We start from the raw sequence: 24,459 nt of genomic DNA on the forward strand, positions 1-24,459 counted from the left end.
TACTCAAAGATAGTCTTTTTTTTTGAATAGTGCTCTAAATCATTGTTTTCAATATCTTTTATTGTGCTATTTTTCCGTTCCAAATTCAGTTTGCTGGCGTTCCACCTCATCCAACACCTTTTGGCGTTCTTCTTCTGTCAGTTGTACTTTTCCTTCAGGTGATTCTTTAAAGGAAGTTGCTTCCGGAACGGACGATGCAGTTCTGCGTTCTGTGTAAGTTTGTTCCTCATAGCAGAAAGGAAGTTCTGCCGGAATGCTTTCCAACTCTATTTCAGTCGCTGTTGGAGCTTGAGTTCCCTCAAACTGTACACGAGCTTTCACTTTAATCTTTCCTGCTTTCCGGGTGGAGCGAATCAACACGGGAGCAGAACCGAATTCCACTGCACGGGGATTGGTGCCGATAGTAGTATCTCCGATGATTTCTCCTTCACCTTCTATGGTGAAAACAATGTTCTCTTTTGCCAGACGGCGTACATTTCCACTATCATCGGTTACTTCGGCAACAACAACGATAAAGTCGGAGCCGTCAGCTACCAGGTTCACTTTTTGAGTATCTACATAGAGGCGTAGTTTGGTGGAACGTCGGGAAGGCATTTTCTTTTGCGTGCATACCACTTTTCCGTTGATAATCCCTTCGGCCACCATATTTACTTTTTGCCAGTTTTTTTGAGTATAGCTATATCCGCGTGCTTCCCAAAAATCCCAGACATTTTCAAATACAACCGGTGCATTCGGCATGTGTCCTTTGGCATGGACTACCGGTTTCGTCCAGGTTTTCGTTCCATCATAAATAGAAAGATGCACAGAATCACAGTTGGTGAATATAACTACATCTTTATCGGAGAACTGCGACATTTCATGAGCAATGAATATCATCGGACCACATGCTGCCAATGGATGCTGAAGACTGGCAGGCGACTGGCTACGGAACATTTCGTATGCATATTTCTTCTGACGGAAAGCATCGTAGATGCCACCCCAGTAAGGATCAGGATGATAACCGCGCTGATGGTCGAACGGATGCCATTGCGCACCACCGATAAATAAACCGGTAGTACGATACATCTCGTCATAACTCTTTGCCAAGGAAAGTGCCTGCACCAATAATGGGCGTTCTCCCCAACTACGGCTGGTACGGTTGTTATTATTGTGGGCATACCAGTCATCCACATTCTCTCCAAATTCACGGGTGAAGATACATTGTTCCGGTCTGTCTTCTTTTTCGTCATCACCCGGCCAGCCATAAACAACATCATAGTGTTCTTTCACTCCTGCAGAATGAACATCGGCAGCAGCTACCGGACGTCCCGGATAAGGATATTCCTCTTTGGTAATTTCAAGAGCCTTTAAAGCAAAATCAAGTGGATAACGAGTTTCATTCAATATGGGTTCCCACATCAATACGGAAGGATGATTACGGTCGCGACGAATCATTTCACGGGTATTTTGATGAACCAACTCACCGAATTTCGGATCTTTGTTCCAGTACTGCCATCCCGGAGTAGCGACAATCACAAACAGGCCGAGTTCATCGCAAGCATCCATAAAGGCAGGATCTTGCGGATAATGTGCTACACGGATAATGGTGCATCCGGCATCACGCAAACGTTTGGCATCACGCCATTGCTGTGAGTTCGGTAAAGCATTGCCTACATAGGCAAAATCCTGATGGCGATTGGCTCCTACCAGTTGGCCGAAAGGTTTTCCATTCAGCCAAAAACCGTCTTTACCACGAAATTCTGCCAGGCGAATACCGACACGGGTAATGCCGCCATCCATAGATTTATTTCCTTTTTTAATACGGGATTGTACTTTATATAAATAAGGTGTATCCGGTGACCAGAGTTTTGGATTCTTCACTTCCATCTGTTGCTGAATGGATTTCTTCTCTCCAGGCTTTAAAGACAGCTTTCCTGAACAGCGTTTGATTACTTTTCCGTCAGCGTCTGTCAAAGTCGTTTCTACAGTGACCGATTCGGAACGCACATCCTCATTCTGAATTTCCGTATTTACATATACTTGCGCACTCTTTTCACTGATCTTATCAAAATGCACGAATACACCTCCACCGCCAACGGTTTGTGAATCAATAGCATCGGTGATAGCTACCGGAGATTTGGCAATCATCCATACATCACGATAGATGCCGCCATGATAGGCGAAGTCTAGTGTGTATTGGCGTTTTCCGGGGGGATAGGATTTGTCATCACTGTTGTCTGTGAAAACAGCAAGCAGACAGGAGTCTCCGGCTTGTACGCCATTGGCTGTTAAATCCAGAGTGAAAGGTAGATAACCTCCCAAATGTTCCTGGATGCGTTTGCCATTCAGATAAAGAATTTGTTTACCCATGGCCGCTTCAAAATGAAGAACAACCCGTTGGCCTTTTGTTTCGGCAGGGAGAACAAAATGTTTACGATACCAAGCTGGCCCCTGATAATTACGGCATCCACTTCCTTCGGCAGGCATTAATTCTACGGTATGGGGAGTGGAAACTACTTTCCAGGAACGGTCATCAAAGTTTACTGCTTCTGCTCCCCGGACATCGCCTTTGAAAAAGAGCCATCCCGGATTGAAATTATAAACTTGTCGCCCACTACCGGGAAGCTGGATAAATCCGGCAACCGATGTTTCGGGACGGTAAGTTTCTGTCGCCTGTCCTTTTTCGATTCCTAAGAACAGTAACAGAAAAGTTGATAAGATGATAAACGGTCTTTTATTCATAGTTCTTTTATTTATTTCTTTAGTTAAACCCTGCATTGTGCTAGAATATGGTTTCTATTGGGTATTTGGTTATTTTTCAATCATTATAATGATATCTTTCTTTCTACTTTCAGGTAGAACTTTCAAGTTTGTTACTTTCCCGTCTTTCAGAGTAGCTTCTACTGTTGTTTCACCAGGAGCATGCAGTTTGAAATGTACATTCCATTCTTTCGGCCATGCGGGGAAAAGAATTATTTGTTCTCCGTTTGTTTGCAATAACATTTCCTGAAGTCCTATCATGCCACTGCCTCCCCAATTATGGTCGGGTGTCCAGTCATAGCCCGGTCCCCAAAAAGCAGGAAAGCGGTGCGGCCCGTTAGAGAGTTTGGCAAGGGATAACCTTTTCGCTTCTTGGGTCAGTCCCAGGCAAGCCGCCCAAATATTGTCCTGTTTCCATCCGATATGCGAACGGAATTTGATGGCATCCGAATCATAAAAATAGGTATTGCGTGCTATGTCCAGATTCTCCTTTCCTACTCCATAAATGCGCCATGGAAATACCGGATAAAGTTGTGGTGTTTCGACATTGTTAATTCGTTCCCAACTTACGGCGGGTGAAATTGTTTGCTTCAAGGCCGGAGCAAGAGTAGGATTCAACGTATCTTTTATTTCTATATACCGCAATGGAATCGGAGGGATTGTCTTTAGCATCTCTTCTTTCTTTCCATAAGTTTCCAATACTGTTTTTAGAGCAGCGATAGTGCTGCTGGCATTATTGGTCATTTTATATGTCTCACAGGCGGAACCTGGGAAAAGAATCAAATGTCCGTTGCCATCCAGTGCCTTCCGTCCCCGACGGGAAGCAAGTTGCCGATAATGTTCGTCGAAGAATGTCAGTGAACTTTCAATCAAAGGTAAATAAGGGGTAATGTCAGCGTTCGCATAGTTCTTTGTTTCCAGCATCATCTGGCAGAATTCGAGAATCGTATCCCATTCATATTCCAGCCAGGCATTATATTCCAACCCTTTGTCGAACCAGTCCGGCCGTTTGAAACCGTATTCTGCGGGATTGGGCAGACCGAAATTTTCTATTTGTTCGCAGAAGCAAGCTCCGTCATGTTGCCAATATACACGACTCCTCCATTCTGCATTCTTCAACATACGGTTATAGAAATCAAACTGGGAAGGCATCATATCGAAGTCCCCGCTTTTCAGCATCGGCCAATAAACTAGGCGCTGATTCTGTGCTGTCATTGTGCCACCTCCCCATTTCCGGTAGTCGGGAGTAAAGGATTGTTTTTCGTCGATGTGACAAGGATCAAAAGTAAACAGTCCGCCATTGAATTTGGTTGGTACGCTACCGTAGGCATTACACCCCAGCATATAACGGAAAAGAGTGTAGTTTCTGGTTATTTCTTTTGCTTCTCCCTCCGCTTCAATGAAGCTGCGTTGCCAGAAAGCATTCCACCACGAACGGGTTTGCTTTTTATCCTGTATGACAATCTTCGATGAGACTTTGCCTTGCGGGGCTATTCTTTGCAAAGCAGTTTGCAGTCCCTGCTCCCACTGTTCTATTGTTTCTGTTTGGGCTGTATGCAATACAATACAGAAATGTTCTTTTCTGGACGCTTTGGAAGAACGGAATTTCCAGGTGCGGTAGTCTGTTCCGGCATACACGCCATCCGTGGTACCTGCAAATTCAAGGTTTTCTCCGAACAGAGTTCCTCCGAAAGTTAGATTTTTCAAGGGATTCATCATTTCTGATTTCACCTCGTCCATTCCCTGTTGAGCCACAACGGCATCAAAAACAGTCTGTTCGGGATTACGATGGTAGAACAGGAGTTGATTGGCAGAATGATTGGTTTTGCCTAAAGAAATAAAGTCAGCCGCTGTCACAGAACTTTTCGGAGGAGCCCATTTGTAAGAACATTGTTGTCCCTCTCCTTTCCTGATAGGCCGTTCCTGATAGCGCCAATTCTCATAAAAAACTTCAGTCTGTAACGCTTGCGTATTGGTTACCTCCACGTGTATAACCGGATGAAAAACATCTACCCAGAATTGTATCTGCGTGTTTCCTGCTGCAACTTCTACATATCCGTCCTTCAGTTTCAACTCTTGACGAAAATCTTTCGTATCTTTAAAAGGATTGGGTGACAGACGGAGACGTATGCGTCCTTGTTTTAGCTGACAGTTGTTTTCATCGAATGTGCCGCTACGGCTCACATAGAACATAATGTCACCTTCTTCTACCCATATATTCATTCCGATATCTCCGCCACCACAGGGCATGGATTCTGATGAATTGCGGCTGGGGGTATTCCAAATGACATTGGCATGTTGGCCCCATAGAGCCGACACGCCAACAAATATGAATAAGAGAACAAAAACTCTACGCAAATGATTCATAATTTAGATTTTCATTAGCAGTTTACCAATCATCCGAACGAAAAGATCCTAAAGGCAATCCGTCACCATATACATCTCCTTCCACATAGTTTTCAAAACAATATCGAACAGCTACCGGGTGCGGCACTTTATCGCTTTTCACCAGCATCTTACTACGCTCTATCCATGCTTTAGCCGGATAAAATACTTTATCTTCGCCGGCTACCTGAAAGTTTTTCGATTCAAAACAGTTCTTGCCGCTAATCCACATATTTGCACGTTCGAAGCTAACGACTACTGTATCATTCTTTATTTCAATGTTCTTATAGTATGGACTTTCGCCATTCACACCTTCCACCCCGTAAGTTTTAGTCAGGGCGAGAAGTGCCAAACGTTCTCCGGCAACTTGCTTTTTTGCCGGGTGGATTCCTTTTTCCATTCCTGCATCCAGTAATACGGCCATGCCACTGTTGGGGACACGGTGTTCTACTTTTGCCTGTGCTTCCCGAAGATAGGCGGAGTTTATCACTTCTTTACCTTTTTCTGTGATAATTCCATAATCATACGGAGCTATTTGGCAATAATAAAAAGGAAAATCTCCCTGTTTCCATTCAGCGCGCCAGCCGTTTATCAATGCAGTAAACATATCCGCATACGTGTGTGCCCGATTCCAGTTATCTTCGCCCTGATACCAAATCACTCCTTTCATCGTCATGCCGATAAGGGGATGTAACATACCGTTGTACAGTACGGTCGGAGTACGGTTCTTTGATTTTATATCGGCTTCCGATTGAGGAATTTTTGTGTCGGGAAAAGCTTTCAACCAGTCAGCGGTCATCCATGCTTCGCACGCCGATCCACCCCAGGCTGCAACTACCAATCCTACCGGAACCTCTATTATTTCATTGATTAATCTCCCGAAATAATAAGCCGTAGCACTGAAATCACGAACGCTGGCCGGAGTTGCTTCTTTCCATGAACCGATAACATCGGTCTGCGGAGTCAATGTAGAAGTACGTTTTACGGTAAACAAGCGAATTTTCGGATTCTTGCTGTGAAGAATATCCATATTGGCATTCTCTACAGGCTGATTATTGAATCCTTTCATTGGCATTTCCATGTTACTCTGTCCGGAACATAGCCACAATTCACCTATCAATATGTTATTCAGTGTTTTTTTACTTCCATCATCAAAGGTGACAGTGTAAGGACCTCCTGCTTTGGGAGTAGAAACCGAAAGTTTCCATGCCCCGTTCTTATCGGCAGTTGCCACGTATTGTTTTCCATTCCAGCTGGTAGTTATGGTCACTTTTTTATTGGGAGTGGCAGTTCCCCAAAGATTTGCATTTGTCTGTTGCTGCATCACCATGCCATCAGAAAAAATAGCCGGCAGTTTTACTTCTGCCTGTATCGACAAGCTACCAAACAATAGAAAACCTGCTAATATCGTACTTGTTCTGAATCTTAAACTTCTCATTATCATATATCTTCTTATTTTAATCCGTGCCAACCAGTGTTAATCTATGGTGAAACTCAAAGGGCCGAGTAATCCTGCCGGAAGCAGCTCGTTTTCCTGTTTCCGGTATTTTGCATTGGTCCAAATGCCTTCAAATGGTGCTTTTCCTTCATCAGCTCCTTTCAGTGCATTCGCCCAAGTGTTCGTAACCTCTATTTCAAGTGTATTGATTCCTTTTTTCAGAGCAGTTGTAATATCAGCACGATAAGGAGCTGTCCAAATGATACCACAGTCTATGCCATTCATACGGACAGTTGCCAAATTACAAACCGTACCCAAATTCAGGTAAATCTGTTGGCCTTTTTTTAGTTTATTCTTCCAGCGGAAAGTCGTCTTATAAGTAGCTGTCCCCGAATAATAACGTATCTGTTCGTCCGACTCTTTGCTCCAGTCGAAAAGTTCTTTCCGTGTGAGCGTTTTCTTGTTAGCTGCAAAAGTTATCGTATATTCCTCTGCTTCCAGAGCTATATTTAAAGGCTCTTTGGCTACCTCCTTTTTCTCTTTCTGTAGTCTTGAGGAGTCCTCTCCATAACCTTCATGTGCTCCCTCCATAGGATATACGATGAATACGGACTCATAAGGAGCCAATGTGAGAGTAACTTCCGTCCGATTTCCGTTGATACGGTAAGAAGGACAGCTGTTTATTTCACCCGTCACCGGATTCCAACATTCCGGTTTTCTATCGTTGATACGCATACTTGCGGTAAATGTGCGTGTTTCTTCTCTTTGATTGGCGATAAAGTAAAGTTCGCCAAGTTCACCACGACGATGTGTCCAGGCAATATCTTCCGGTACAATCATGTCACGTTCCAACCCATATACGGAGAAATCATCCGCTGTATAAGGCAAAGAAGGTATCAATACTCCCGCTTCTTTTAATTCATTGATCTTCTTCTGCACTTCCGAAGATAATACAGGTTCGGGATTCATCGGACGTGCAAGAGGAATTACCAATGCTTTATAGCTGGCTCCACCCGGCAGTGTCATTCTGCCGTCTTCCACTTTGGCCAAACGTAGTAATGCGTCTTTATTAAAACTATCATAAGCGTATCCGCGAAGTGGATTCACCCATTTTTCGGGATCAGCCATATTGGCTGAATGTGTGACGCCTACCGGACGCACACGCAAAGGTTGTCCTTCATTCGCCAAACGAATGCGTTCGCTTTCTACACGTTCCGCACCGAAAATTCCCGGAAGGGACGGAACCAATCGTTCCGGCAATATCGAACGTCTTGGTATTTCTTCACCTGTAAATACTGCAATATCTGTCACCGGATGTCCATATTGCAATAATGCCTGACAACGGGTAGCATATTCGGAAAATGCTTTTGCACCTTTATCCCACCAAGTCTGATCGCGTTGGAAGAAAAGTCCGATGCCATCCAATGTCATGCCGGGTTTGCGATCCAGCAAGGGATTATGTACATATACGTGATAGAAAAGACGATTGATTCCTAATGCGTAATTACGATCCAGCAAGGCTTTCAACATAGCAGGATATTCGTCCCACGTACCGCGTACTTCGGTAAATCCTTCAGCCTGAATGATGTTCTTTCCGTAGATATGTGCCCCGCTAATAGCATCCAGCATATCATTCGGTTTATCATGGGTAGGGCTGTTCAGCCAAAATTCTCCCATAGGAAGATCTACCTTTTGGTAATGCAGCAAGCCATCGCTTACCATAGTCGGTGCTACACACTCCGCTGAAAACTGACAATCATATTCTTTGGCACAATCTGCCAATACCTGATAGAATACATCCACCACCAATTCGGCAATCGTTGTACGGACATCTCGCAGAATCTTTTCGCTTCGTTCTGCACTTTCCATAGGAATACCTGCCAATAGTGGTAAATAAGGCATCAGGTCATAACCACGACGTTTCTGAAATTCTGCAGCGAAATTTGGATTCCAGTTCTGGCTTCCACATTCCCAACTATCTACATGCATATATTTCAATACACGACGTGCTACTTCCGGATTCGTCTTCACAAATGCTTGTGCAAACCAGTTATCAAACTGTTTTCGCACCGTTTTCGGATCGAACTTATCACATTCCAAGCCCTTTCCGCCACCGGCTGTTGCATTGGTATGTCCGGTAGCTGTATGTCCCATGCGGAGCAATTTCCATTTACCTTTAGGTAGAACAACTGTGATTGTTTTCTCTTTAGAATGACTAGCCGGGGCATTCTTATATTGTTCCGTCAGATTAATAACCTGCGAAAGTGAATAGCAGTCCTCCTTTCCTACCTCCTCTTCCCTGGTAGATTCAGCAACACGCCATACCAGTCCGGCTTTTCCTTCCCACTGATTCAAACGGGCTTCCTGATGCAGGCGCAGTTGTTTGATCTTCAGATTAGGTTTCCATTTTGCGGCATCCATATCTTCACTTCCCGGTTCACTTCCCTCGGGTGTCCAGTAGAAACGGAAATAACGGGCTGTAGTTGCGGGAATACTATGAGTAGAATTTTCATCTGTATTTTGCCATCCCTGACGGGCAGGGACTAGCTGTTTCACGAAACGATAATTTACGCCATCGTCACTTGCCATTACTTTCAGGCGATGTGCCTGATAATTATTGCCATTTAAAACGATTTCTATATTCCGGCAGGTAAAAGGCTGTTTATATTCATATTGAATATAGCATGGATACGAAGAACGGATAACGCCTGCCGCATCCATATTCACTGTTTGAGCAGATTTTACATTGTTCGCTGTTGCTAAGTTTACGCAAGTGATCTTTGCTGGCATTTCGTCTGCTGCATCCTTTACCGGTAAAGCAAATAGCGCAATATCTTCATAATAGTTTTCATAAGCTTCCGGCTGTGGCAGACGTAATGCATTGAGCTTTCCACCATCAACGATTGTATCGCTCCAAACAACTTTCTGCATTGATTCTTTCGGAGTAATCCAGGGACCTCCTGCCAATGCAAAACCGTCACAAATATGCATTCCCAGTTTCAACCCTAAACGGTCGGCTTCCTCCATGCTGAAACGCACCATTTCCCACCATTCAGGAGTCAACTGCTGTGCCTTGCCGTTATATTGTGCACCTTCACTAACCCCTTTGATCGGCATCAGATAAGTACCTCCGAGTCCTGCATGTTTCATCGCTTCCAAATCGGCAGTTATTCCTTCTTTGGATACAGCACCATACATCCAGTACCAAAAGGTCCAAGGCTTCGCTTCGTCAGACGGATTCTGAAATTGGTCGCGAAGGGAGCGTGTTTGTTGTGCATCAGCGGGACATACAGCTGTCCATGCCAATAAAGAGAATGCAAATATTTGTTGTTTCAGTCGGCTTTTCATTCCAATACTATATTTTTTCTATAATGAAGACGAAAAAAGGACTGTTTTGTACTCACTATTTGTAGTTGAGATTAGAAAAGATGTAGAAAATGAAAGATGTAGAAGAATGGTTGTTTGTTTTTACATATATCATTCAGCACATCAACCATCAATATTGAAAGATCAGAATATTACTACCAGTTTTGTCTCTGGATTTTAGGGAATCATCCGTTTCTTTAAAAGAAACATGTTGTTCCTCGGTGAGAAACGGGTCGTTCCTTTTAAAGGAACGACCCGTTGGTTTTAAACCAAAAACAGTAAATATAAAGTGTTGTATATCAACTTATTACAAAAAAAAGAATTCCGTATCGATAACCTGGAAATTTTTCTCAACATTCAAAATAGAATTTAAAACTTAAAAGGACGATTTATGCAGACTTTTTTATTACAAAGATTTAAAAAACTATGGTTAAATTAAGCTGTATCTGGAGAAATACACGCATATCCAATATAGACAGCGTATTTAATTATACAAAAGGAATATTATCCATCTACTGCTTAACAATTTCCTCAATTCTCAATAACAGGTTAGGATTACTTGGACGAGCAGCAGTGCCATAATCAATGATTTGTCCTTTTCTGTTTATCAAGATATAATATGGCAATCTATTAATTTTGAACTGTTTGGTAATCTTCTGATAATTCTCCAGTCCAATATAATCAGCAGCATAGACACATTCTATATCATGATTCTTCATCGAGTATTTATCTAAACACAATTCCCATTGCTTTTTGGTATCATTACCGCCGGAACAAATGGAATAAATAATCAAATCCTTCGTAGAATATTGGCTGCGCAACTTCTTCAAGGGTTCCATCTCTGCCAAGCAAGGCGGACAAGTTGTAGCCCAAAAATCGAAATAAATAACTTTTCCCCGGTTTTCTTCAAGTATCTTATATATGCTCTCCATATACGACATTGGAGTTAACGTATTTGAACTTTCATTGTATTTGCCATACAACAAATTATCAGAAACAGACTGTGGATTCTCCAGAACGCTTTAGTTTGCCTGTACATCTGTGCTATTTGTCCCTGCAAATGAGGTATTTTTACGATTGAGTCAAATTGCGAACGCTTCCTTGAGAGGGAAATTGTATCATTAGCTTCAAGGCTATTAGCTGTAACTTTAGTATATAGATATTGATTCAATTCATTTTCTCCTATTTCGGACATAATATCATCTATCGTTGGGTATTCTTTGTTTTTAAGAACCATTCCTGTAGGAATATAATTTTCTATCCAATCGACTATATCAAACAAGCGGGCTGATAATATTCCTTTTTTATATAATTTATTGATTTCGGGCAACAGCGTGTGATATCGTGCGAACTCTTTTCTTGTTCGATATTGACATTGGCTCGCATAAACCAGGATCGTATAATAGTAATCCTGTTTCAGTAATTCCTCCGTAAACATGACGACATCTTGCATAGGCTTGTATTTCTGCAAATATTCGGCCCTGCGTTCTAAACGTGTATTATATTCTTTCTTTAGCTCTGCTTCAAAATCCTCGACACTCAAATCATTCCTGATACCATAGTCACGCATATAATAATATCCGCTTTCTGTAAAAGCCAATATTTCCTGATTCAATTTTTCCGCATCACCTGTTATTTTAGGATGAAACATATCCTTGAAATCAATCTCTAAATGGATACTGTCACCCGGATGCACATATAAATGCTCTGCATAGTTACGAATAGAAACCTCCCGTATTTTAGCATAAACAGGAAAAGTAAAATAGAAAGAACCATCCTCTTGAATGGGAGTACGGTACTGATTTTCCATATCTCTGAAAAATGGAATAATAAGTGTCAGTTCTTTTTCTTGTGGATAAAATTCACGGTTCAAAACTTTACCTGTGATAATAATCTCTTCAGCATATTCTTCCGGAAAATCATAAACGGTTTCTGTCTGATTGGAAATATCCGGCTGAAAGTTACTTTGCACTTTTTGCCGACAACTAATAAATAATATAAATATCGGCAAAAAAACGAATAGGCAGTGTTTCATTCTCATAGGGTGTTATTTGTGTATTAATAAATACTTACTTTGCGAATATAGTCATTAAATTCAGCATTTTACATCGTATCCTGTTAAATAAACCTTTACTACACAATTAGCAGATAATGCAAAATGATATTATATAAAACGGAAACAATATTGTATTAATTACAATTTTCATTATCTTTGTTTCCGAATCGGTTCCGGATGACCTTTCGGTTGTTTTGGATTAAAAGGGAACCGGGTGTAAATCCCGGACAGTCCCGCTGCTGTGAATCTCTATAACTTTCTGATAAAGACTTTTGCCACTGGCTGTGAATTGTAGGCCGGGAAGGGATCAGGAAGGGAGTTAGTCAGAAGACCTGCCATTCATTAAAGACTGTTTCTACTCGTGGGATTAGGGATACAGTTCGAAACTATACAACAACATATTTTATAAAGTTCTCATGCAAATAACCAAAAGAAATGGGACGACGGAATCCTATAACAGGGAGAAAATTGCCGTTGCAATTAAAAAAAGCTTCGCCAGTACAGGCCAGGAAATAATAGAAGAAACCATTCAGGAAATGGTGAATGAAGTAGAACAGTTTGTACATAGTAATAGTGCAAACTGCAATGTGGAGCGCATACAGGATGAAGTGGAACGCTGCCTGATGGAGCATGGCTTTTATGCAGAAGCTAAAAACTATATTCTCTATCGCTGGCAACGCACGGAGCGCAGAAAAGCGATCAACGATATCACCACAGGGACGGGCAATCCACAAATAATGGATGTGCTAAAGGAAATACAGAAAGACTTTACCAGTAATGAATATAGTCTGACTGTGTTGGCGGAAAAGTTCTCCAGTTTCTGCAAACCGGAAATGTCGTCAGACGAACGCTTGTCGGCACTCGTCAAAGCTGCGGTAGAACTGACCACGCAGGAAGCACCGGACTGGGAGTTTATAGCCGCACGGTTACTCAACTTTCAACTGACAGAAAAGCAGGAAAAACAGGCAAGAATTTCAGATATACATTCATTCTATGAGAAATTACGTTATCTAACGAATGAAGGTTTATATGGCAGCTATATCCTGGATTCTTATTCACAACAGGAAATAGAAGAAGCTGCAGGATTTATCTGTCCGGAAAGGGATAAACTGTTTAATTATTCAGGGCTGGACCTGCTCTCCAAACGTTACCTGATCCGTACTCACTCACACGAACCTATGGAGTCTGTGCAGGAAATGTACTTGGGGATAGCTTTACATCTTGCCATGCCGGAGAAACGCGATCGGTTGCAATGGGTAAGAAAGTTCTATGACTTATTGAGCAAGCTGGAAGTAACGATGGCAACTCCTACCCTTTCCAATGCCCGTAAACCTTATCATCAACTTTCCAGTTGTTTTATTGATACGGTGCCTGACAGTTTGGAAGGCATTTACCGCAGTATAGACAATTTTGCCATGGTCAGCAAGTTTGGTGGAGGTATGGGAATGTATTTCGGGAAGGTGCGTGCTGCGGGTGGAAACATCCGAGGTTTCAAAGGTGTGGCAGGTGGAGTAATCCGATGGATGAAACTCGTGAATGATACTGCCGTAGCCGTCGATCAGTTAGGAATGCGTCAGGGGGCTGTAGCTGTATATCTGGATGTATGGCATAAAGACTTGCCGGAATTTCTTCAACTCCGTACGAATAATGGGGATGACCGCATGAAAGCTCATGATATATTTCCCTCCGTATGCTATCCGGACTTGTTCTGGCAAATGGCAAAAGAAGATTTGAATAAGCAGTGGTATTTGTTCTGTCCGAATGAGATTATGACTATCAAAGGATATTGTCTGGAAGATTATTACGGGGAAGAATGGGAAAAGAGGTATTGGGATTGCGTGAATGATCCACGTCTTTCCAGACGAACTATTAGCATCAAGGATATAGTCAGACTGGTATTGAGATCGGCTGTAGAAACAGGTACTCCTTTTACATTCAACCGGGATATAGTGAATCGTGCCAATCCGAATGCTCATCAGGGGATTATCTATTGCTCAAACCTATGCACGGAAATCGCACAGAACATGTCGGCTATTGAATCGGTTTCTACCGAAGTTCGTACTGAAGATGGTGACACGGTAGTAGTAAAGACGGTTCGCCCCGGAGATTTCGTCGTGTGCAATCTCGCCAGTCTTTCTCTCGGGCATCTACCGTTGGAGGATGAAGAATTGATGAAAGAAAAGGTAGCAACAGTGGTTCGTGCGCTTGACAATGTTATCGACCTGAACTTCTACCCTATTCCTTATGCTCAAATAACCAATCATCGTTATCGTAGTATCGGTCTTGGAGTTAGCGGTTATCACCATGCACTTGCCATACGGGGAATTCGTTGGGAAAGTGAAGAACATCTTAACTTTATAGATAAAGTGTTTGAACGTATCAATTATGCCGCGATAGAAGCCAGTGCAGAACTGGCAAAAGAAAAAGGAAGATATACCTATTTCGAGGGAAGTGATTGGCAGACCGGAGATTATTTCACCAAACGCGGCTATACTTCATCTGCCTGGAAGGAACTATCGGAAAAAGTGGCTAATTACGGCATGCGTAATGCTTATCTATTAGCTATTGCTCCAACCAGCAGTACCAGTATTATTGCCGGAACCACTGCCGGAACCGATCCGGTGATGAAACGTTTCTTTCTGGAAGAGAAGAAAGGGGCCATGCTTCCACGGGTAGCTCCGTCCTTGTCGGACAAGACATTCTGGATATACAAAGGTGCATATCTGATTGACCAGACATGGAGTATTCGTGCTGCCGGTATTCGTCAGCTGCACATTGACCAGTCACAAAGTCTAAATCTTTATATTACCAATGATTTTACAATGAAACAGGTACTTAATCTCTACCTATTAGCTTGGGAATGTGGAGTGAAAACGGTCTATTATGTCCGCAGTAAATCCTTGGAAGTGGAAGAATGTGAAAGTTGTGCATCATAAGAAATCAAAAATAAATAAAAACAAATGGGAACTATAAAACTAAAAAAGAACGCCTTATTCAATCCGTCGGGCGATACTGAAACCCGCCTTAGAAAAATGATTGGCGGAAATACAACAAATCTGAATGATTTCAATAATATGCGGTATAAATGGGTAAGCGACTGGTATCGCCAAGCCATGAATAACTTCTGGATACCGGAAGAAATCAATCTGACGCAGGATATTAAAGATTATCCGCGTCTGGATCAGACAGAACGGACTGCCTATGATAAGATTTTGAGCTTTCTTGTATTCCTGGACTCCTTGCAGAGCAACAACCTGCCAACTATCAGTGAATATATCACGGCCAATGAGGTGAACCTTTGTCTGCATATACAAGCTTTTCAGGAGTGTGTGCACAGTCAGAGTTACAGCTATATGCTCGATTCGATATGCAGTCCCGAAAAACGGAATGAAATTCTCTATCAATGGAAAACTGACGAGCATCTATTGAAAAGGAATACTTTCATAGGAAACTGCTATAATGAGTTTCAGGAAAGCCAGGATGGATATACGCTCATGAAAACGTTGATTGCCAACTATATTTTGGAGGGTATCTATTTCTACAGTGGCTTCATGTTCTTTTATAATTTGAGTCGTAACGGAAAGATGTCCGGTTCGGCACAGGAAATCCGTTACATCAACCGGGATGAGAATACTCATCTTTGGCTTTTCCGTAATATAATCCTGGAACTGAAAAAAGAAGAACCCGAATTGTTCACTCCGGACAGAGTAAAGGTATATGAAGCGATGATGCGTGAGGGAGTGGAACAGGAAATTGCCTGGGGACAATATGTGATAGGCAATCATATTCAAGGACTTAATGAGCAAATGATTGCTGATTATATCCATTATCTGGGTAATCTTCGCTGGAGCAGTCTGGGGTATGGCATCTTGTATGAAGACAATCAAAAGGAGCCTGAAAGTATGCGTTGGGTATCGCAATATTCAAATGCCAATATGGTGAAAACAGATTTCTTTGAAGCCAAAAGTACAGCTTATGCCAAGAGTACGGCTCTTGAGGATGATTTGTAATTGTCTGTTTTCCGGACTTAATTCATAAAAAAGGGTCTGTAAACATAGAGTTTCCTATGTTACAGACCCTTTCTCTTTATGCTGCATTGATTCTCTTATAGCCAACGCACAAACTTCCTGATATACCAGTTCTTTACTATTTGTGTCAGAATACAGTAAGAAAGCAAAATTCCAATCAGCCAGGGGAAATAGCTCAAAGGAAGAGCTGTCAACCCGATGGAACGTCCGAAAGCGGTGAAAGGAATAAGAATACCTATTGCCATGATTAAGAATGTCAGTCCCATTACAGGCCATGTGGCGCGGCTTTGTATGAACGGTATCTTACGGGTACGTATCATGTGGACAATCAATGTCTGTGATAACAAGCCTTCTACAAACCATCCGGTCTGAAACAGTGTTTGATGTTCGGGACTGTTACAGCTGAACACATACCACATGACCAGATACGTAATAATATCGAAGATGGAACTGATAGGTCCTATATAAATCATAAAACGACTTAGATCGGACGCATCCCATTTGCGGGGTTTCTTCAGGAACTCCGGGTCCATACGGTCAAATGGAATGGTTGTCTGCGATATGTCATACAGTAAGTTCTGAATCAACAGATGTATCGGCATCATAGGCAGAAACGGCAGGAATGCACTGGCGAACATCACACTGAACATATTACCAAAATTGGAACTGGCAGTCATCTTTATATACTTATTGATATTGCCGAATGTCTTTCTCCCTTCGAGCACTCCGTCTTCCAATACCATCAAATCTTTTTCCAACAGGATAATGTCTGCGCTTTCTTTCGCTATATCCACTGCAGAATCGACAGATATGCCAATGTCTGACTGACGTAAGGCACCTGCATCATTGATTCCATCTCCTAAAAATCCTACTGTATTGCCCTGTTCCTGTAATAGAGAGATGATTTGTGTCTTCTGCAATGGAGTTAGTTTTGAAAATAAAGTGGTATTCTTTACCGCTTCTTTCAATACCGTTTCATCCATATTCTCTATTTCTATCCCGGTAAGAAAATGACTGGTGTCAATTCCGACCTGCCGGGCAATGGCTTTTACCACGATATCATTATCTCCCGATAATATTTTAACTGCTACTCCATGTGCATATAATTGTTCGATGGCTTCAACAGCAGAAGGCTTCGGAGGATCAAGAAAGGCAAGATACCCGATCAGTACCATTTCTTTTTCATCTTCGATGGCAAAATTACAATCTTTCTCGATAAAACTTTTTTGGGAGACTGCCAACACTCTCATTCCCTGCTGATTCATTTCTTCACTAATCATCTTTGCTTTGATTTTCAAAGCATCAGTCAAGGGATGAATCTGCCCGTTGAACTCGGCATAGGAACAGACATCGAGAATCTCTTCTACCGCTCCTTTAGTAATGATCTGCCGTTTTCCTTGCTTGTCTTCTATCACAACAGACATTCTTCTGCGTGTAAAGTCGAAAGGTATTTCATCCACTTTGGTGTAGTCATCTTTCAAATGTTCCAGATTCAGATCTCTTACATGAGAAAGAATCGCTTTATCCATCAGATTTCTTAAACCGGTCTGGAAATAACTGTTAAAGTAGGCATGACGAAGAATACGTTTACTGTTGTCGTCGCTACCATCTGCATTGATATATTTCTCCAGCACGATTTTATCGCAAGTCAATGTACCGGTTTTATCAGTACAGAGTATGTCCATTGCTCCAAAATTCTGAATAGCATTGAGATTCTTTACTATTGTTTTCTTTTTGGACATGGCTATCGCTCCTTTAGAAAGGTTGGCAGTCACAATCATTGGCAACATTTCCGGGGTAAGCCCCACTGCAACGGATATGGCAAAAATGAAAGCCTCGAACCAGTCTCCTTTCGTGAAACCATTCACGAAAAACACAAATGGAACCATTACCAGCATAAAGCGAATCAACAAGAAGCTGACTTTACTAATACCTTTATCAAAAGCTGTAGTGGCACGGTGTCCAACCAGACTTTTTGCAATCGTACCCAGATATGTTTTATTCCCTGTTTCATAAACAATACCTTTTGCTGCGCCACTTATCACATTGGAACCCATATAACAAATATTGTCCAACTCTATGACGCTTCCTTTCCGAAATTGCTGGCTCTGTATCTCCGGAAACTTCTCTATCGGCTCGGACTCTCCTGTCAATGAAGCCTGACTGATAAACAAGTCTTTTGAATCGATGATCCGAATATCAGCGGGAACCATATCCCCAGCTGCCAGATACACCATATCCCCCGGAACGAGTTCCGTGATATCAATCTCTTCTTCCTGTTCACCGGCACGTTTGGCAAGACAGGTGTTCTTTACCATCTTCATTAAAGAATCCGTAGCTTCACTTGCTCGCCATTCCTGCCAGAAGCGCAGGATAGCGCTGAATATCACCATGGATGAGATAATGATTACCCCTGTCCATTCCTGTTCTCCGGGTTCGGCCATCAATACATCCAGAAACAAGGATATAATGGCAAGTCCGGTCAGAACACCAATGAAAGGATTGATAAACGTTTTGATAAACAGTATAAACGGGTTCTTTTTTTGTTCATGGACCACTTCGTTTCTTCCATAGATGGACTGTCGCTCTTGCACTTCTCCCAGCGTTAATCCAAGCTTTGTTGTCTGCAAGTATGAATAGATTGACTTACCGGGTTGTGTGGCAACCAAAAATACTTTCTCTGAATTGAATGTGTACTGTGATGAACGCAGTTTTTTCTTCCATACCATACTCTCTAATTTTTTTAAGTTACTAACTGCATTTATTAATTCGATGCAAAAGTAAGAAGGACTTCACAAGGAAGCTGTTAGAGAATGATTAGAGTGGTATTAGAAAACGATTAGAATTTCTTAGATATGCGGGAGTTTTACCACAAAGGTAGTGCCCTCATCCTTATGGGAAGATACGGTAAGTTCGCCTTTGTGAAGGTGAATAATCTTTTGTGTCAGGGTCATGCCTATACCATTTCCGGGAGCAATATTCTTGTTTTCTCCACGATAAAACAGTTTAAACAGGTTTTCCTTATCTGCATCGGACATTCCTACACCATTATCGGATAAGCGGATGATTGCCCATTGTTCCCAATAGGCGATCAGGACTGATGAAGTCCGGTTGGAAGAATATTTGCAGTTATTCTCTACCAGATTTACAAAGGCGGTAGTCAGCAGATAGCTGTTTCCGATGACTGTCAGTACATTATCCTCTTCGGCTTCCTGTTCAAAGACTAATTCGATATGATAATCCGGATGCGCTTTCAATACCAGTTCTCTGGCATCCAGTAACAGTTCATCCAGACGGACCTCTTCCATTGTTATCTGTTCTGGCTGATAGTCGGCTTTTGCCAGGTTCAATAGTCCGTCAATCAGGTTTACAATTCGGTGGGAGTCTTGAAGAGCATTGCCAATAGCCATCTGATATTGCTTTGAGGTACGTTCTTTCAATAAAGCTAAATCCAATTCGGCTGTAAGGGCCGCCATGGGAGTACGCAATTCATGAGATACATTACTGACAAACATCTTCTGTGAGTTGAAAGACTTCTCCAGACGTTCCAGTAGAGCATTGAATGTCGTACTTAATTCTCCCAGTTCATCCTGTTCATTTTTTACGGGCAGTCTTTTATCGATACGCGATGCGGTGATTTTCTCCGCTTCTTTGACGATGCTGCGTATTGGTTTTAAAGTGCTTCGAGACAGGACATAACCCACAATCACCAATACACTCAATCCTCCTATAAATGACAGAATGAGGATATTTCTTAGCGCATCCCGATTGGCGTATCCGTAACCATCATAGGCGGCAGCGGTAACAACATAATCTTTACCTTCAAATGGATACACCAATCCTACTGCCTGATATTCGTCTACATAGAAATTGATATCCCTCTGTTTCAGAATTCGCTTTATCATCTCCGGTGTTTCCTTGACAATATCGTTCTGCAGTGCATCGTGATATAATATTTTAAAATCGGTTGTATATACAGCAACTTCTACTTCATCAATAAACTTCTGATTATTTAGATAAATAGACTGCATAGTTTGCGCATCTACTTGATTTTTAAGGAATAAATGTGCTTTGGTTATAGCTTCACTTTGAAGATTACGAAAGAAAGCATTACTACGCGAATGTTCACTCACATAGTAGACGGCTATGACAAATATGAAGAATACCGCAGCTGTCAGCCCTGCATATTGTAGGGTCAGTGTTGTTCTGATTTTCATAACTTATCAGTCAGTATAAAACCCATTCCCGCTTTGGTATGAATAAGTTTTGGTTCAAAATCCCTGTCTATCTTCTTACGGAGATAGTTGATATATACATCTATGAAATTCGTTCCTGTATCAAAATGGGTGTTCCATACTTTTTCTGCTATTTCAACCCTGCTCAATACTCTTTCAGCATTTTCTACCATATATAACAGCAAGTTGTATTCCTTAGGAGAAAGTTTTATGGATATGCCGTTTCGTTCTACGTCCTTACGTTGAAGGTCAATACGTAAATCTGCATAAACAAGTTCCTGCGGCAATTCCTGTGTATTGCCTGCCACACGTTTCAATAGTACTTTGATTCTGGCATTCAACTCTCTGAAATCAAAGGGTTTCACCATGTAATCGTCTGCACCGGCATCGAAACCGTCCAGTTTATCATTCGTTGATCCTAATGCCGTCAACATTAATATAGGGATATGGGGATTGGTTTTGCGAATTTCTTTCGCCAATTCAAATCCGTCCATCTTGGGTAGAACGATGTCAGATATGACCAAATCGAATGTATGGGCCTGGAAAAGCCGTAACCCCATCAATCCGTCATAAGCCACCATTGCCTGATAACCATTTTCTTCCAGCCCGTTCATCAGCAAACTTGCAACTCTGGGTTCATCTTCTATTATTAGTATTGTGTACATAGGAAAGAATTCATTAATCTGGATGTATAAAACGAAACAAAAATAATGATTATTCCTAACTTATAGTCTTTTTCCTTGAAAAATCGGTGAGAATAGATGTATAGACCACATTTCATAGGAAAGAACCTTGTAACCATTTTATATTTGTTATATTTGCGCTATCATCACAATTTGAGCTCATGTCAGGTATTAAAAAATTAGAGATATTATTATCCAATATAGAACCCGTATTGGATGAACGTGACTTTGTCTTTTGTTCTTTCCCACTATTTGATTGGGACAAGATTCGTGAATTAACCCCGATCGGATTTTTCCAGGAGAAAGAAGGTATGACTTTTATTCTTAATCAAAAAGATGCTATAAACAAAGGTATAGATTACCAATCTGTATATCGACTTATTACTCTCAATATACATTCAAGTTTGGATGCGGTAGGTTTAACAGCCGCCTTCTCTGCTAAACTTGCAGAGAAAAACATTAGTGCAAATGTGGTAGCAGCGTATTATCACGATCATATTTTTGTGCCTAAAGAAAGAGCAGAACAAGCATTGAACGCTATACTTGAACTTCAGCAGCAGGCACGAAGAGGCTAATACCTGTATAACATTTAATTCACTGATATGCATAAAATGATAAAGAGGTACTCAATATAACATGAGTACCTCTTTATCATTTATTTACATAAACCGGAAAACGATCCGTCCGGTTTGTGGACCATTTACCCATTTTGGTTGTGAAGAAGGACCACACAAATCGGTGGAGTTTACTTTATTACGTACCGGAGGAATCACATTCAGAAGAGAAATTCCACTCTCGGGAAGAGTATAAAGCAAACGGTCGCGACCGTCACGAGGCTGATATATTCCGACATAAGCATCAGGAGTTTCGTTTGTTAGGCTGATAATGCCCTCTTTCGTCCGGATATTCATCCAGGAAACATCGCCAAAATATCCTTTGAATTCGGGATAAGTGAAAGTTTCACCGGGAATAGGGTCGTTATAGTCGTTTTCCCATACATCGTATTGTGTGCCATGAATACGATTCTGCCATACACGATATGGTCCGGCTCCCAACCAGCGTTTACTGATTACCTGATCTTCCGGATAATCGAAACAAATACCCATTAAATCCACCACACCGGAGAAATTGTAGGTATAATCCAATACCAAATCCCCACTCGGGCTGATTGTCCATTGAGCTTTATCTAAATTACCCAGCTTGTAATTGGCGGTAACAATCAGATCACCTCCATCTTGTTTTACATCCAGTTTCGTAAATACGGCAGCATCGAGGAATTCGCTATATGTACGGTCTTTTTCTTTTGCTTTCTCATCATCATGGTTATAGAATTGATCCAATGAGCGGTCTGCACGACGGGCTCCAATGAAGCGGGGACCATTGGCGAAACTAATTTTACGATTATCTACAGATACTCCTTTTAATTGTCCGTCTTTCTTTGAGAAGATGAACGTACGCTTGTTCGCCTTCACTGTGAGATCATTTTCAGTTTCCGTATAGGTAGGACGGATGGATAAGAGGGAGATCGGTTCAGTTCGCTGGTTCAGTTTATCAACCGGGAAAGTCCAACGCCAAAGTTCATGACCGTATTTATCAATAGCTGTCAGGTAAAGAGCATCTGTATTGGCAAGGATATTTGTTTTTATATCCAAGACACCTACCGAATGAGCAGCCACGTCACTACCCTGCACTTCTCCTTCTTTCAACACTTGAGCAGCGGTATTAGAAGCATCCGTTGCCTGTGGAAACTTCACTTGCTTCCAAAGGAAACGACAGGTATTCAGATTCAGATAATCATAACGGTTTTCTACGGAGAATTTGCCGTCAAATTGCCTGTCGATAGAAGTATTCATAATCTGTATCGGACTCCATAACTGCTTGATAGTGTAGTAGCTACCCTCCTTTTCGTGATGTGGTCCTACAATACCGTCTGCTCCAAAATTTCCCTGATTATCAATGAAGCCATCCATATCCACACGCTTCACTCCTTCGTCTGCCAATACCCAAAGGAAACCACCGATACAACGGGGATGCTTGCGCATCATTTCCCAATAATCATATAATCCGGCACCATGACCTCCATCGTACAAACCATGCAAGAATTCTGTAGGCATAAAGATTTCCGGCAAACGCATATAGTTCTGGCTTTCTCCATAAGAGCGGTAATGCATTGTTTCAAAACCGGAGAAATTGCCTTGCGGGTGAATAACTGGACGTTTCTGCGGGTCGTATTTATGAAACTCTCCGTCCAATTCGGTATTCCATCCTTTTTCATTACCATTGCTCCACCAGATAATAGACGGATGATTCACGTCACGTTCTATCATGCCTTCAATCAGACGTACTCCGGTGGGCGTATCATATTTGCCATGCCAGCCTCCCAATTCATCCATCACATAAAGTCCGAGAGAATCACAAGCTTCCAGAAATTCCGGGTCAGCCGGATAGTGGCTCAAACGAACAGAATTCATGTTCATGTCTTTCATTAAAAGAACATCTTCGATATTTTTCGCTTTACTCAATGTACGGCCACTTTCAGGACGGAAGCTATGACGATTGACACCACGTACATTGATACGCACTCCGTTTATATAAAGTCCGTCGCTTTCACGTACTTCAATGGTACGGAAACCAAAGTTTTCCGTTTCACTATGCAGCACTTTGCCGTCCTTATCCAACAGGGAGAATTGAGCTTTATAAAGATTCGGAGTTTCCGCAGTCCATAGTGCAGGGTTAGAGACATTCAGTTGCAGAGAAGTCCAGTCGCCACCCGCTTTTACGGGTACAGTGGTTTCCGCTAACTTCTTTCCTTTTTTATCCAGAATCTGGGTACGAATACTCATGCCGTCATTGGAGATATTGGTGTAGCAGTTGGCACGGAAAGATCCATCCATCTTTGCATCAATAGCAATATGTCGCAGGTTTACAGCAGGTTTCACCTCCAGGAATACCGGACGGAAGATACCTCCAAAATTCCAATAATCAGCACGACGTTCAGCCAGATTCACACTGGCATTTTCACTCTCTTTGGCAACAGTGACTTCCAACAGGTTTTTCTTACCATATTTCAGGAAATCCGTGACGTTATATGAAAAACGATAGAAAGCTCCCTGATGTTTGGAACCCACTTTGCGTCCATTCACTTTAACTTCCGTATCCGTCATTGAAGCCTCGAATACAAGATTCACCTGTTTGCCGCGGAATTTTTCCGGAACTTCAAACTCATACTTATACATACCTTTTTCATTGGCAACGCCTTCAGGGAATGGTTTGCCATAGAAAGTGATTCCATACTGATAGGTGCCGAATCCTTGCAGCTCCCAGCAGGAAGGTACACCGATTTTCGTCCATTTCCCGGAATTGCGTCCGTCGGTACAAAAGAAGTCCCATTCAACCATGTCGTCGCATCCGTGACCGGAGAGATACTGCCTTTCCGTTTGTGGAAGGTTTTGAGCAGCCAAGGTAGTTGCCAACGCTAAGGTTGATAATAAAGTGGTTACTTTTTTCATTGTTACTTTTATAATTGTGT

Annotated in this window: 11 protein-coding genes, 1 pseudogene and 1 riboswitch; of the genes and pseudogenes, 3 read left to right on the forward strand and 9 right to left on the reverse strand. The window is 41.9% G+C overall.

Translation table 11 applies throughout. The features are described from left to right. Positions 1 to 66: 66 nt before the first annotated feature. The 5 genes and pseudogenes from DXB58_RS18835 to DXB58_RS18855 form a co-directional block, all read right to left on the reverse strand. Positions 67 to 2,721 (reverse strand): glycoside hydrolase family 2 protein, encoded by a 2,655-nt coding sequence (locus tag DXB58_RS18835; protein WP_122137886.1) that lies wholly within the window; start codon positions 2,719 to 2,721, stop codon positions 67 to 69. 69 nt (positions 2,722 to 2,790) lie between these two features. After that, on the reverse strand, positions 2,791 to 5,106 hold the full coding sequence (locus tag DXB58_RS18840; RefSeq protein ID WP_369907159.1) for a DUF5703 domain-containing protein: 2,316 nt from the start codon (positions 5,104 to 5,106) through the stop codon (positions 2,791 to 2,793). A gap of 22 nt (positions 5,107 to 5,128) precedes the next feature. Further along, on the reverse strand, positions 5,129 to 6,562 hold the full coding sequence (locus tag DXB58_RS18845) for a sialate O-acetylesterase (RefSeq protein ID WP_122137860.1): 1,434 nt from the start codon (positions 6,560 to 6,562) through the stop codon (positions 5,129 to 5,131). A 39-nt stretch (positions 6,563 to 6,601) separates the two neighbouring features. Then, positions 6,602 to 9,910, reverse strand: coding sequence for a glycosyl hydrolase (locus DXB58_RS18850; protein WP_122137861.1), 3,309 nt, complete (start codon positions 9,908 to 9,910; stop codon positions 6,602 to 6,604). Between the two features lie 530 nt (positions 9,911 to 10,440). Further along, positions 10,441 to 11,963, reverse strand: a pseudogene (locus DXB58_RS18855) (TlpA family protein disulfide reductase). A 172-nt stretch (positions 11,964 to 12,135) separates the two neighbouring features. Further along, positions 12,136 to 12,339, forward strand: a riboswitch (cobalamin riboswitch). Positions 12,340 to 12,400: 61 nt separating this feature from the next. On the opposite strand from DXB58_RS18855, the gene DXB58_RS18860 reads away from it, so the two are divergent. Then, positions 12,401 to 14,920 (forward strand): ribonucleoside-diphosphate reductase subunit alpha, encoded by a 2,520-nt coding sequence (locus DXB58_RS18860; protein ID WP_122137862.1) that lies wholly within the window; start codon positions 12,401 to 12,403, stop codon positions 14,918 to 14,920. A 24-nt stretch (positions 14,921 to 14,944) separates the two neighbouring features. Continuing rightward, the gene (locus tag DXB58_RS18865) at positions 14,945 to 15,994 is read left to right on the forward strand and encodes a ribonucleotide-diphosphate reductase subunit beta (protein ID WP_117933715.1); all 1,050 of its coding nucleotides are present in this window, start codon (positions 14,945 to 14,947) and stop codon (positions 15,992 to 15,994) included. 95 nt (positions 15,995 to 16,089) lie between these two features. Here DXB58_RS18865 and mgtA read toward each other — a convergent pair whose 3' ends face one another. The 3 genes from mgtA to DXB58_RS18880 form a co-directional block, all read right to left on the reverse strand. Further along, on the reverse strand, positions 16,090 to 18,741 hold the full coding sequence (gene mgtA, locus DXB58_RS18870; RefSeq protein WP_122137863.1) for a magnesium-translocating P-type ATPase: 2,652 nt from the start codon (positions 18,739 to 18,741) through the stop codon (positions 16,090 to 16,092). A gap of 120 nt (positions 18,742 to 18,861) precedes the next feature. Beyond that, positions 18,862 to 20,229 carry a HAMP domain-containing sensor histidine kinase gene (locus tag DXB58_RS18875; RefSeq protein ID WP_122137864.1) on the reverse strand — a complete coding sequence of 456 codons (1,368 nt, stop codon included), beginning with the start codon at positions 20,227 to 20,229 and terminating at the stop codon, positions 18,862 to 18,864. Next, on the reverse strand, positions 20,226 to 20,912 hold the full coding sequence (locus DXB58_RS18880; RefSeq protein ID WP_029425865.1) for a response regulator transcription factor: 687 nt from the start codon (positions 20,910 to 20,912) through the stop codon (positions 20,226 to 20,228). The genes DXB58_RS18875 and DXB58_RS18880 overlap by 4 nt, the downstream gene beginning before the upstream one ends. A 179-nt stretch (positions 20,913 to 21,091) precedes the next feature. Here DXB58_RS18880 and DXB58_RS18885 point away from each other — a divergent pair, with 179 nt between their 5' ends. Next, positions 21,092 to 21,505 (forward strand): ACT domain-containing protein, encoded by a 414-nt coding sequence (locus tag DXB58_RS18885; RefSeq protein ID WP_117933711.1) that lies wholly within the window; start codon positions 21,092 to 21,094, stop codon positions 21,503 to 21,505. An 84-nt stretch (positions 21,506 to 21,589) separates the two neighbouring features. On the opposite strand, the gene DXB58_RS18890 is transcribed toward DXB58_RS18885, so the two are convergent. Continuing rightward, the gene (locus DXB58_RS18890) at positions 21,590 to 24,439 is read right to left on the reverse strand and encodes a glycoside hydrolase family 2 TIM barrel-domain containing protein (protein ID WP_122137865.1); all 2,850 of its coding nucleotides are present in this window, start codon (positions 24,437 to 24,439) and stop codon (positions 21,590 to 21,592) included. Positions 24,440 to 24,459: the final 20 nt, after the last annotated feature.

Source organism: Bacteroides sp. OM05-10AA (assembly GCF_003439055.1).
Lineage (GTDB): Bacteria > Bacteroidota > Bacteroidia > Bacteroidales > Bacteroidaceae > Bacteroides > Bacteroides intestinigallinarum.

Excerpts from the sequence above, each read along its gene's own strand:
- DXB58_RS18835 (WP_122137886.1), bottom strand. The coding sequence starts at position 2,721 with ATGAATAAAAGACCGTTTATCATCTTATCAACTTTTCTGTTACTGTTC.
- DXB58_RS18840 (WP_369907159.1), bottom strand. The coding sequence starts at position 5,106 with ATGAATCATTTGCGTAGAGTTTTTGTTCTCTTATTCATATTTGTTGGC.
- DXB58_RS18845 (WP_122137860.1), bottom strand. The coding sequence starts at position 6,562 with ATGAGAAGTTTAAGATTCAGAACAAGTACGATATTAGCAGGTTTTCTA.
- DXB58_RS18850 (WP_122137861.1), bottom strand. The coding sequence starts at position 9,910 with ATGAAAAGCCGACTGAAACAACAAATATTTGCATTCTCTTTATTGGCA.
- DXB58_RS18860 (WP_122137862.1), top strand. The coding sequence starts at position 12,401 with ATGCAAATAACCAAAAGAAATGGGACGACGGAATCCTATAACAGGGAG.
- DXB58_RS18865 (WP_117933715.1), top strand. The coding sequence starts at position 14,945 with ATGGGAACTATAAAACTAAAAAAGAACGCCTTATTCAATCCGTCGGGC.
- mgtA (WP_122137863.1), bottom strand. The coding sequence starts at position 18,741 with ATGGTATGGAAGAAAAAACTGCGTTCATCACAGTACACATTCAATTCA.
- DXB58_RS18875 (WP_122137864.1), bottom strand. The coding sequence starts at position 20,229 with ATGAAAATCAGAACAACACTGACCCTACAATATGCAGGGCTGACAGCT.
- DXB58_RS18880 (WP_029425865.1), bottom strand. The coding sequence starts at position 20,912 with ATGTACACAATACTAATAATAGAAGATGAACCCAGAGTTGCAAGTTTG.
- DXB58_RS18885 (WP_117933711.1), top strand. The coding sequence starts at position 21,092 with ATGTCAGGTATTAAAAAATTAGAGATATTATTATCCAATATAGAACCC.
- DXB58_RS18890 (WP_122137865.1), bottom strand. The coding sequence starts at position 24,439 with ATGAAAAAAGTAACCACTTTATTATCAACCTTAGCGTTGGCAACTACC.